Below are 10,237 nucleotides of genomic sequence, written 5' to 3'. Positions count from 1 at the left end.
GTCCCGCCGTCCGCCGAGCACCACAGGTCGAGGTCCAGGTCCTCCACCGTGAGCGTGGCGCCGTCCCGTACGGCGGGGCGCGTCACGTCGCAGTACCAGCCCTTGAGGACCCCTGCCGACGTGCGGACCTCCTTCACGGCGTACCAGCGGTCGCGCCAGTAGTGCTCCGTGAAGACGTCGCCCGGCTCGAAGCGTACGAAGCCGAAGTCCCGTACCCCCGCCGCCGCCCACGGCGCGCGGACCGTCACCACGGTGCCGTCGTCCGAGACGACCTCCGCCGGGTAGCGGATCTTCGTGCGGCCCGCCTTCGTCAGGACGACCTCCACCCGGGCGGTCCCTGTGTCACCTGTGTCAGCCGAGGTCCCGGACATGGCGTACCTCCGTCGCGCAGATCTCGTAGCCGAACCACTTGTTGATCGCCAGCATCGGCTCGTTCCCGGCGTCGTTGCCGGTGAACGCCTCGGTGCAGCCGGCCGCCCGCGCCCGGTGCAGGGAGTCGTTCTTGGCGAGCTTGGCCAGGCCGCGCCCGCGGAACGCGCGTGCGGTGCCGGTCATGCCGCTCGCGTAGCGCGAGTCGCCGTCCGTGCGGGCCAGAGTGAAGGCGGCGGGGCGGCCGTCCACCACCGCCACCGAGGTCAGCCCGCGGTCCACCAGCGGGTGGTTCCAGGTCTCGGCGAGCCAGTGCTCGTAGTCCGTGAACTCCGCGGCCACATCGCTCGGTTCATCGGCGACGGTCTCCGCGTCCAGGTCGAACAGGGCGCGCGGATCGTCCCCGAAGTCCGCCCCCGTGCGCAACTCCACCCCGGCGGGCGGCTCCTGGCGCGGCGGCAGCGGGCCGCCCGCCAGGTCGAGGCGGAGGAAATGGGCCGAGCGGCTCGCGCGGTAGCCGCGCCGGGTGGCGAAGGCGAGGTTCGCCGGTTCGTCGAGGACCCAGGAGAAGACCGTGCCGGCGCCCTCGTCGGCGAGGTGGGCCTCCGCCGTCCGCAGGATCAGCGAACCCGCGCCGAGCCCGCGCCGCCCGGGAAGTACGTAGACGTTGGCGAAGCCCTGGCCGGGCTCGGGGCTGTCGTAGGCGACGCCCACCTGTGCCGTGCCGATGATCTCCCCGTCGGTCTCGGCCACCAACTGGCGGTAACGGGAGTCGGGATGGGCGTGCGCCAGGTCGAACAGGACCGAGTCGGCGGTGGCGAGCATGGCGGGTACACAGGCGCGGCGGACGACGGCGAAGGCCTCGGCGTCGGCCGTGTCACCGGGGCGCAGGGCGCGGACTAGGACGGTCATGGGGCCGCACGCTACGCGCGGGATGTGTCAGGGTGCCTCCTATTTTCCGCGGGTGCGGGACAATCTCCGCGTGACTCTGAAGATCGAGATCGACGACGGTGGCGGCGCCGGTACGGGTGGCGTGCCCTCCTACGAGCAGGTGCGGGTCCAGATCGCCGAGCAGGCGCGGGGCGGGGCGCTGCCGGTGGGGTACAAGCTGCCCACCGTGCGCGGGCTCGCCCAGGACCTGGGGCTCGCCCCCAATACGGTGGCCAAGGCCTACCGGCAACTTGAGGCGGACGGGGTGATCGAGACGCGGGGGCGCAACGGGACGTTCGTCGCCGCCGCGGGGGACGCCGTCGCGCGGGAGGCTTCGGGCGCCGCCCAGGCCTTTGCCGGGCGGGTCCGGCGGCTGGGTCTCTCTGAGGAGGACGCGCTTGCCGCCGCGCGGGATGCGCTGCGGGCGGCCTACGGGGACTCGGGGTGAGGTGACGCCGCACCCCCGCCGCCTGGCTTACAGATAGAGCCCCGAGTCCGCACCCTCCCGGGGATCCGGGACGGACGTAGGGGTCGTGCCGCGCCGCAAGGCGTACAGCTCCGCCAGGGTCGCGCCCTCGCGGGAAACCCCCTCGTCCGTGCCGAGCCATTCGACCGACTCGGCGCGGGTCAGGCTGCCGACCTCGATGCGGGCGAGGCACCGGCCGGGCCGGACCACCGCGGGGTGGAGCCGCTCAAGGTCCTCGTTCGTCGTGACGCCCACCAGGACGTTGCGGCCCTGCCCGAGCAGCCCGTCCGTCAGGTTCAGCAACCGCGACAGCGCCTGCCCCGCGGTGTGCTTGGCCTCCCCCCGGATCAGCTCGTCGCAGTCCTCCAGGAGCAGCAGCCGCCAGCGGCCCTTCGCCGTGCCGTCGTCCTCGCCGATCGCGATGTCCATCAGATAGCCCACGTCGCTGAAGAGCCGCTCCGGGTCCAGGACGCAGTCCACCTGGCACCAGTCGCGCCAGGACCGCGCCAGAGTCCGCAGCGCCGACGTCTTGCCGGTTCCCGGCGGTCCGTGCAGCAGGAGCAGCCGGCCCGAGATGTCCTCCGGGGTGGTCTTCATCAGGGAGTCCATGGCCCCGGCGACCGGCGCGGTGTAGTTCGCCCGCACCTCCTCCCACGTACCCGCGGTGATCTGCCGCGTCGTGCGGTGCGGACCGCGCCTCGGGGACACGTACCAGAACCCCATGGTCACGTTGTCCGGCTGGGGTTCCGGCTCGTCCTGCGCGCCGTCCGTCGCCTGCTTCAGGATCTCGTCCGCGAGGTCGGCGGTCCTCGCGGTCACCGTCACGTCCGCGCCGTGCTTCCAGCGGGAGACCAGGAGCGTCCAGCCGTCGCCCTCGGCCAGCGTCGCGCTGCGGTCGTCGTCCAGGGCCGCGCGCAACACCGTGGCTCCCGGCGGGAGCAGGGAGAAGCCGGGCTTGACGCGGTCGATGTTGGAGCTATGCGAGAACGGCTGCTCGCCGGTGGCGAAGCGGCCGAGGAACAGGGCGTCCACGACATCCGACGGGGAGTCGCTGTCGTCTACGTTGAGCCGGATCGGCAGGGTGTCCTGTGGGTTCGCAGACATGCCGCCATGATCCGGCACGCAAGTGCCCTTGTGCATCCCGGTTTACGCACTTCGCGGTAGTCCACACGCACTCCAGGGCGCTCCACACGCGCTCCGGCGTACCCCGCAGGGCAGGGGAAGGCTTGAAGGCGCCGCCACAAAGCCCCGAACCGGTGACAACGGAACCTGTCCTACCGCCAACTGCCCCGGTTACGATTGCCCCTGATGGGACGTCATGGGTGGAATTCGGGGGCGCAGCGGTGGCGGCTCACCGCGCTGCTCGGCACAGCTGTGGCCGCACTGGCCCTGATCCTGACCGTCATCACCACGCTCCCCGGTGACGACACGGGCACCGAGGGCACCACACGCGACGGGGACAAGGTGCACGGCACCCCCGCCGTCCCGCCCGACGAGGCGAAACCGGCCGTCGGCTGGGGCTTCACCCACACCCAGTACAGCGCGGACCACGGCGAGAAGGACGCCGTGCGGCGCGCCGAGGAGATGCTGGCGGACCAGCCGCGCCCCCTGCCGCAGATCCAGCACGTCATGGGCTGGGGCGCGGGCAACCCCGAGCCGGTCAAGGGGCGTTACGACTTCTCGGAGATGGACAGCCGGATCGACTTCATCCGCGCCACCGAGGGCACGCCGGTCGTCACCCTGTGCTGCGCCCCGGACTGGATGAAGGGCGGCAAGCCCGGTGCGGACAACACCGACTGGAGCCAGCAGTCCCTGGAGACCGCACCGGAGCCCGCCCACTTCAAGGACTACGCCAAGCTCGCGGCGACCGTCGCCAAGCGCTATCCGGACGTGCGGCACTTCATCGTCTGGAACGAATTCAAGGGCTTTTGGAACAGCGAGGAGTCCCGCTGGGACTACGAGGGCTACACCGAGCTCTACAACCTGGTCTACAAGGAGCTCAAGAAGGTCAACGAGGACATCATGGTCGGCGGCCCCTACCTCGTCATGGACAGCGTCGACCCGCGCCAGACCGAGGGCGCGTCGAAGGAGGTCAAGGGCGCCTGGGGCCGCATGGACCAGCGTGTTCTCGACGCCTTCGACTACTGGAACAAGAACAAGGCGGGCGCGGACTTCGTCGTCGTGGACGGGTCCAGCTACACCGTCGACGACGAGATGCTCCCCGACGAGTTCAAGGCCACCGACAAGCTCACGGCGGTCAGCAAGTGGGTCGGGGAACGCACCGGCGACCTGCCGCTGTGGTGGGCCGAGTACTACGTGGAACCGGGCGACAGCGACGACAACCGCGACGACTGGTCCGAGCCGCACCGCGTCGCCGTGCAGGCCGCGGGCCTGATGGCGATGGCCCGCGGCGGCGCGAGCAGCGGCTTCTACTGGAACCCGCAGAACAGGGGCGAGGACTGCGCGGGCTGCCTGTGGCGCTCCACCGAGCTGGACGACGGCGGCACGGAGCTGCCGATGCTGGAGCTTCTCTCCCGGTTCAGCGACGCCTTCCCGCCCGGCACGCAGTACGAGAAGGTCTCCGTCGCCGCGGACGACGTACCGAACGTGCGCGTCCTGGCCGACAAGGACACGGTGCTCGTCGTGAACACCCTCGACCGCCCGATCGACGCGAAGATCGACGGCCGGCGGTTCACGATGAAGGGATACGGGGTGAAGTGGCTGGAGCGCTGACCCGCTCCAGTCACCGGCACCGCACCCGCACCCTCCTGGCCCCGCAGCCGGGGAACGTCACGCCATCGTCAGGAACCGCTGGACCAGCGAGGCGAGCAGCACCGCGAGCAAGGGCAGCGAGAACCAGAACGTGCTCTGCAACCAGCGCAGTTGCCGCACGCTGGGCTCCACCGCCACCCGCACGACCTCACGCGCGCCGAGCAGCAGGATCAGGGCGATCGCCGCGAGGGCGCCGATCACCGACCAGGGAGTCCAGGTCACCTGCGGTCCGATCGGGCCCGGAGCGGCTTTCTCGACCGTGCCGCCCGGTTGCTTGCGCAGTGAGTAGAGGGTCGCGTCGGCGTTCGTGAAGACCTTCTTCAGCTCCTGGCGGTTGTCGAGGTTCGTGATCAGCCGGGCGTCCCATGACGTCGGGTAGCCCACGTCCATCTGGAGATACACCGTCTGACTCTTGTTGATCATCAGATACGAGTTGGGGCCCGCGTCCTTGAGCGCCTTCACCAGACCGGAGACCAGGACCGGATCGGCCGGGGCGAGGGTCGGGACGTACTGCACCTTCTCCATGTCCTTGGCGCCCCAGGGCATCGCGGGCGTCACGTTGTTGATCGTGTCGTCGCTCATCCACAGCAGCCGCACGGTCGGATCGTCGTGCGCGTAGACGTAATCCATCGCGGCGACTTCCCCGACCCTGGTCCGCTCGAAGGGTTCGTTGCCCCAGCGCGCCACCAGGAAGCCGCCCATCAGGACCAGGCCCGCCATCAGCGCGGCGAGCGGCGCCAGGCTCACCCGGTCGCGGTCCCGTTCCTTCGCGGTGATTCCCGCGCGCGGGAAGAGCGCGAGAGCGGCGAGGAGGGCCGCCCCCGGCAGGGCGAACATGAAGACGCGCAGGGCCATCTCGCCGCCGTACGACTGCATGCCGAAGCCCAGGAACGGCACGAAGGTCAGGACGAGCAGCGAGCGCTCGGTGTACTTGTGGTCGCGCCGCCGCCACCAGCCGTAGCAGGCAAGGGCCATGACACCGCCGGCAAGCGCCACGCGCGCGTACAGGACGAGTTGATGGGTCGAACTGCCGCCCTCGATCCGGCCCGACACCGACGACGACACATTGCCGCCGACCCCGCCGATCCCGCCGAACAGCTCGTCGAAGTGCCCCGACCAGTACGGCTCCGCGAGGAAGCTCAGCCAGACGGCGACGAACACCGCGAAGAGGATCGGCAGGCCGCGCAGCTCCGAGCGGCCCACCAGGACGAGCACGGCAAGGACGCCGAGCATCACGAACGGCGTGAGCTGGTGGGCCGGGACCGTCGCCGCGAACAGGGCGATCAGGACGGCGAGCAGCACCGCGCGCTGGCGCCGGTCGGCGGGCTCGACCTCAAGCTCGCCCGGGCGGCGCTTGGCCCACAGCACGTGGGGCGCCCGGAACCACACGAGGAGCACCGCGACGAACACCAGATAGAGCAGATACGTGAAGCCCTGCGGCGAGAAGTAGTCCTGGCCGACCCAGCCGCTCAGTGCGAAGATCCACACCCCGGCCCATTTGGCGCGCCAGGACGCCCGCATGGCCCGCACGAGCAGCAGCATCGGCGCGAGGTAGAGCAGTTGCATGGCCAGCGGCCACCAGCGGATGACCTCGGTCATGTCCGAGACGCCGCACGCCTTGGCCACGAACGTCGCCGCGGCGAAGAACCCCGGCCAGCTCCAGCGCGCGTCCAGGTCGGGCACCGCGGAGCCGGTCCTGTTGATGTACTCCATGAAGCCCAGGTGCTGCCAGGCCGTCGCGAACCGCGGCTCGTCCTCCAGGACGGCGGGCAGCGCGTGCAGGCACACCACGGTGGCGACCAGGGTCGTCAGGAGCAGGGCCTGGTGGGGGCGCTCCGTCCAGAGCAGGGATGCGAAGACGACGACGAGCAGCGCGGCCCCGAGCAGGGTCGGCGCGGGCAGGACGGAGATGAGCCCGAGCCCGCCCATCTCGTCCAGGTCCGCCTCCGTGATGCCGAGCGCGGGCAGCCAGTAGAGGGTGAGCGCGAAGGCCAGGAACAGCGCCATGAACAGGGTGCGGCGCCCTGGCAGCGGCTTCGGGCCGGCGGCGGGCCCCGGCGGAGCCTGGGGCGCGCGTGCGTCGGTGCCCGGCTCCTCCGCGGGCGCCGTCACGGCCGATGACACCGAGGGGGGAATCGGCGGGGGCGCTGCGGGTTCCCGTGGCGGGAGCGGAGGCGTTCTCAGCGCCCAGGTCGGCCTGTGCTCCATGACGTCCCCCTCGTCCCCCGCATGCCTCACGTGTCCCTCGCGCCCCACGCCCCCTGTGCCCGCGGGCTCCCCGGCAACGGGCTTCGCCGAAGCACCGTTCCCGGCGGCGGGCTTCCCCGAGGCGGCCCGCCCCGAAGCGGCCTTCCCGTTAGCCGCCCTCCCGGAAGCCGCCCTGCCGAACGCCGGTGTCCCCGACGCGGGGGTCCCCGGCCCCGGACGCACGTCGGGCCTGCGCTCCGGATGCTCGAAGTCGGTCTGCACGGCCAGTTGCAGCGTGTCCGAGTCCAGTGTCTCGCGCAGCGCCCAGGCGGGCCCCCGCCGTTCCTTGCGCTGCCCCGGCACCTCGGCGGGGGGCGGGGGCGTCGCCTCGGGCGTCCCCAGATCGGCGAGATCGCCGTCCGGTGCCGCGTCGGCCGGCTCGGAGGAGGGAGCTCCCCGCGCCACCCGGTACAGCTTGGGCGCCGCGATCGCCACGATCACCGCGAGGCTGGAGATCTCGGCGACGCCCGCACCCGTAAGCCCCATCCGCGGCAGCAGAAGCAGCGTCAGGCCGAGCACGAGCACGCACAACAGGCCCTGCAACCAGGCGATCCCGGACGTACGGCTCTGCGCCCGCTGCACCGCGAAGTACGTCTCCATGACGACCCGCAGTGCCGCGCCCACCGCGAACCAGCGAAGCAGCGGCGTCGCCGCGTCCGCGTACCCCTGGCCGAAGACCCGCAGGACATAGGGCGCGCAGAGGAAGAGCAGACCGCACACCGGCAGCATGATGCGCGTCATGCGGCGCAGCACGGCCCTGGTGTTCGCCGCGAGCCGCGCCGGGTCGTGCGCGCCCTCGACGGTCAGCGACGCGCCCATGTTGATGGCGAGCAGATTGACCGTGCCGCCGATCGTGGTGGTGATGTAGAAGTACGCGTTGTCGACCGAGCTGACCTGCGAGGCGACGATCACCGGTACGAGATAGACCACGGCCAGCGAGAAGAGCGAGCCCGTGTAGTCCCCGGCCAGGAAACGGCCGATCTCGCGCAGCGTCGGCGGCTGCGCCTTGTCCCTGGTCGCCTCGATGTGCCGTGGCACCAGGCGCCGGAACACCAGCCAGCCGAGCGGGATCACCGACACCGCGATCGCGGCCACCCACGACACGAAGACGCCCGCGGTCGGGATCGCCGCGGCGATCGCGATGAGCAGCCCCAGCTTGACGACCGAGAAGACCGTGTTGCCGACCGGCACCCACAGGGCGCTGCGCAGCCCCGTCAGGACCCCGTCCTGCAAGGTCAGCAGCGACCAGGCGATGACGGCGGCGATGAAGCCGAGGCCGTGCAGCGGGCCGTGCAGGAATCTGTACGAGGGGCCCCACAGGTCCAGCGTGAGCAGGAAGATCAGTGCGGCGAACGCGACGACCAGCGAACTGCCCGCGTACGTACGAAAGATGAGTCTGCCCGTGGCCCGTCCCGCGACCGGTATGAAGCGGGCGAGGGCCCCCATCAGGGTGAGGGCGGTGAGCCCCGCCAGGAACTTCATGGCGGCGATCGCCGCCGAGCCCTGGCCGACCGCCGACTCCGAGTAGTACCGGGCGGCGGCCAGCCAGAAGCCGAGGCCGAGCACGCCGGAGATGCCGGTGTTCAGCATCAGGGCGTAGGCGTTGCGGAACAGCGGACTCCCGCCACCGGAGCCGCCGCCTCTGCCGGGCAGGCGCATTCTGCTCATCCTGCCCGCCTTGCCGGACGGCGGCTGCTGTTCGGTCATGGGAGACCCAGAGACGTCTGCCCGGGCGGTCGACGTGTCAGACACGGGTACGAATTGCCTTCCGGCGGACCTGTCGTGCTCTGCGGACCACTGCGTACCCCTTGGTGAGGGCACTGTCCCTTGCGAAGTTGCGGGTGATCGCGCGGCCCTCGACGAGCCGCTCGAACTCCTCGATGCCGGTGGAGCGCCGCACGGTCACCCGTTTGAGGGCGTACGGCCCCTGGGTGCGCCGCGCGAGGCCGTTGTTGACCGCGAGCGACTGGGCGAATCCGGCGCCGCGCACCGTGCGCCGTACCCGTCGGCTGGAGTAGCCGTAGGGGTAGGCGAAGGAGGCGGGGCTCGTGCCCAGTTCGTCGGTGACGATCTCCTTGCAGCGCAGCAGCTCGAACCAGAGGTCGTCGTCGTCCAGCTGGTCGAGCTCGGGGTGCGTATGGCTGTGGCCGCCTACCTCCGTGCCCGCCGCGGCCAGTTCGCGCACCTGGTCCCAGCCGAGCATCAGGTCGAGGCCGCCCCCGGTGTCGTGCTCCCCGCGCAGCCAGCCCGTGGAGACGAACAGCGTCGACGCGAAGCCGTGCTTGGCGAGCACGGGCAGGCCGTGCCGGTGCACGCCTTCGTAGCCGTCGTCGAAGGTGATCAGGACGGGCTTGTCCGGCAGCGGGCGGCCCGCGCTGCGCCAGATCGCGCCGAGAGCGGCCGTGGTGAGCGGCGTGAACCCCCGTTCGCCGAGCAGTTCGAGCTGCTCGGCGAACGCCTCCGGAGACACCGAGAGATCCCGGGTCTGCCGGGTCGGCTTGTGGGAGATGGAGTGGTACATGAGTATCGGGACCGGAGCGTTCATCGCGGTCCCCCTCGGCCGATCGGTGCCGTTCTCATGCGGCAGCCCCCTCACCGTCCGCTTCTTTCCCGATCTCCACGACCGAGAAAGCGGCGCCGCCCCTGCGCGCGCGGACACTGCCGAGGACGTACCCTCCTGCCGCCGTGACCACGCCCGCCACAATGGCCCCGGCGCGACCGGCGCCGCCCGGACGTGCGAGCAGCGCGTCACGCAGTCCGCGCCCGACACCGGCGGGCAGGACGCGCGTGGTGTAGCGCCGCTCGGACTCGAGGCCCTTGCCGGCGCCGACGCTGCGGGCGACGAGCGCCTTGGAGAGGCCTTCCGCGTACGTCCGCGTGCGGAAGTAGGAGAAGCGCTCCCGCGCGGCGGGGACCCGGTGGTGGATCACCGCGCGGTCGTCGATGAGGAGGATCGCGTCCGGTCTGGCCCGGGCGAGGCGGATGCACAGCTCCGTCTCCTCGCAGCCGAGGGGACGCTTGTCGCCGTCGCGTCCGATGCCGGTGGCGAAGCCGCCTGCGGCCTCGAACGCGGTGCGGCGGAAGGAGGCGTTGCCGCCGAGGACGTTGCGCACCCGCACCCGCCCGCCGGGCAGCCCCTTGTACGTACAGCCGACGACCCAGTCGAACTCCTCGGGGAACCAGGCGGGCCTGCGTCTCGACTCCCAGACGGGCATGGTGCGCCCGCCCACCGCGAAGACCTGCGGGTCGGCGTACCCCTCGGCGAAGTGGCGCAGCCAGTCCCGCTCCGCGACGGCGTCGTCGTCCAGGAACGCGATGATCTCGCCGGCGGATGCGGCGATCCCGGTGTTGCGGCCCGCGGAGAGGCCGCGGGGGCCCGCGTTCGCGAGCACCCGCACGCCCTCGGTCTCCTTGTACTCCTTGGCGAGCCGGTCGAGGAGCGGGGTGTTGTGA

8 protein-coding genes are annotated in these 10,237 nt (G+C 71.4%); 2 read left to right on the top strand and 6 right to left on the bottom strand.

Annotated elements, in window-relative coordinates:
- On the bottom strand, positions 1 to 371 hold a 371-nt coding region (locus ACQKIP_RS29530; RefSeq protein ID WP_427744619.1), incomplete at its 3' end, for a DUF402 domain-containing protein.
- Positions 352 to 1,281, bottom strand: coding sequence for a GNAT family N-acetyltransferase (locus ACQKIP_RS29525; RefSeq protein WP_365859948.1), 930 nt, complete (start codon positions 1,279 to 1,281; stop codon positions 352 to 354). The genes ACQKIP_RS29525 and ACQKIP_RS29530, both read right to left, overlap by 20 nt.
- Positions 1,282 to 1,351: 70 nt before the next feature.
- Between ACQKIP_RS29525 and ACQKIP_RS29520 the strand changes: the two genes are divergently transcribed.
- Positions 1,352 to 1,747, top strand: a complete 396-nt coding sequence (locus ACQKIP_RS29520) for a GntR family transcriptional regulator (protein WP_365859949.1) — start codon at positions 1,352 to 1,354, stop codon at positions 1,745 to 1,747.
- Between the two features lie 27 nt (positions 1,748 to 1,774).
- Here ACQKIP_RS29520 and ACQKIP_RS29515 read toward each other — a convergent pair whose 3' ends face one another.
- On the bottom strand, positions 1,775 to 2,869 hold the full coding sequence (locus ACQKIP_RS29515) for a DUF5925 domain-containing protein (protein ID WP_365859950.1): 1,095 nt from the start codon (positions 2,867 to 2,869) through the stop codon (positions 1,775 to 1,777).
- Positions 2,870 to 3,073: 204 nt separating this feature from the next.
- On the opposite strand from ACQKIP_RS29515, the gene ACQKIP_RS29510 reads away from it, so the two are divergent.
- Positions 3,074 to 4,498 (top strand): GH39 family glycosyl hydrolase, encoded by a 1,425-nt coding sequence (locus ACQKIP_RS29510; protein WP_365859951.1) that lies wholly within the window; start codon positions 3,074 to 3,076, stop codon positions 4,496 to 4,498.
- A 57-nt stretch (positions 4,499 to 4,555) separates the two neighbouring features.
- Here ACQKIP_RS29510 and ACQKIP_RS29505 read toward each other — a convergent pair whose 3' ends face one another.
- The 3 genes from ACQKIP_RS29505 to ACQKIP_RS29495 form a co-directional block, all read right to left on the bottom strand.
- Complete coding sequence (locus ACQKIP_RS29505) at positions 4,556 to 8,536, bottom strand: lipopolysaccharide biosynthesis protein (protein WP_427744616.1); 3,981 nt, start codon at positions 8,534 to 8,536, stop codon at positions 4,556 to 4,558.
- A complete protein-coding gene (locus ACQKIP_RS29500; protein WP_365859952.1) occupies positions 8,529 to 9,329 on the bottom strand; it encodes a polysaccharide deacetylase family protein in 801 nt (266 codons plus the stop codon). The genes ACQKIP_RS29505 and ACQKIP_RS29500 overlap by 8 nt, the downstream gene beginning before the upstream one ends.
- A gap of 31 nt (positions 9,330 to 9,360) precedes the next feature.
- Positions 9,361 to 10,237: glycosyltransferase (locus ACQKIP_RS29495; protein ID WP_427744613.1), on the bottom strand; the 877-nt coding region annotated here is incomplete at its 5' end.

The sequence above is a fragment of the Streptomyces sp. NPDC059900 genome (genome assembly GCF_050270335.1).
Lineage (GTDB): Bacteria > Actinomycetota > Actinomycetes > Streptomycetales > Streptomycetaceae > Streptomyces.
Note: the sequence above shows the minus strand (reverse complement) of the source record. Positions and strands in the feature narration are given on the sequence as shown.

Bases quoted from the DNA above. Each gene is read 5' to 3' on its own strand.
- ACQKIP_RS29515 (WP_365859950.1), bottom strand. From the start codon at position 2,869: ATGTCTGCGAACCCACAGGACACCCTGCCGATCCGGCTCAACGTAGAC.
- ACQKIP_RS29525 (WP_365859948.1), bottom strand. From the start codon at position 1,281: ATGACCGTCCTAGTCCGCGCCCTGCGCCCCGGTGACACGGCCGACGCC.
- ACQKIP_RS29500 (WP_365859952.1), bottom strand. From the start codon at position 9,329: ATGAACGCTCCGGTCCCGATACTCATGTACCACTCCATCTCCCACAAG.
- ACQKIP_RS29510 (WP_365859951.1), top strand. From the start codon at position 3,074: ATGGGACGTCATGGGTGGAATTCGGGGGCGCAGCGGTGGCGGCTCACC.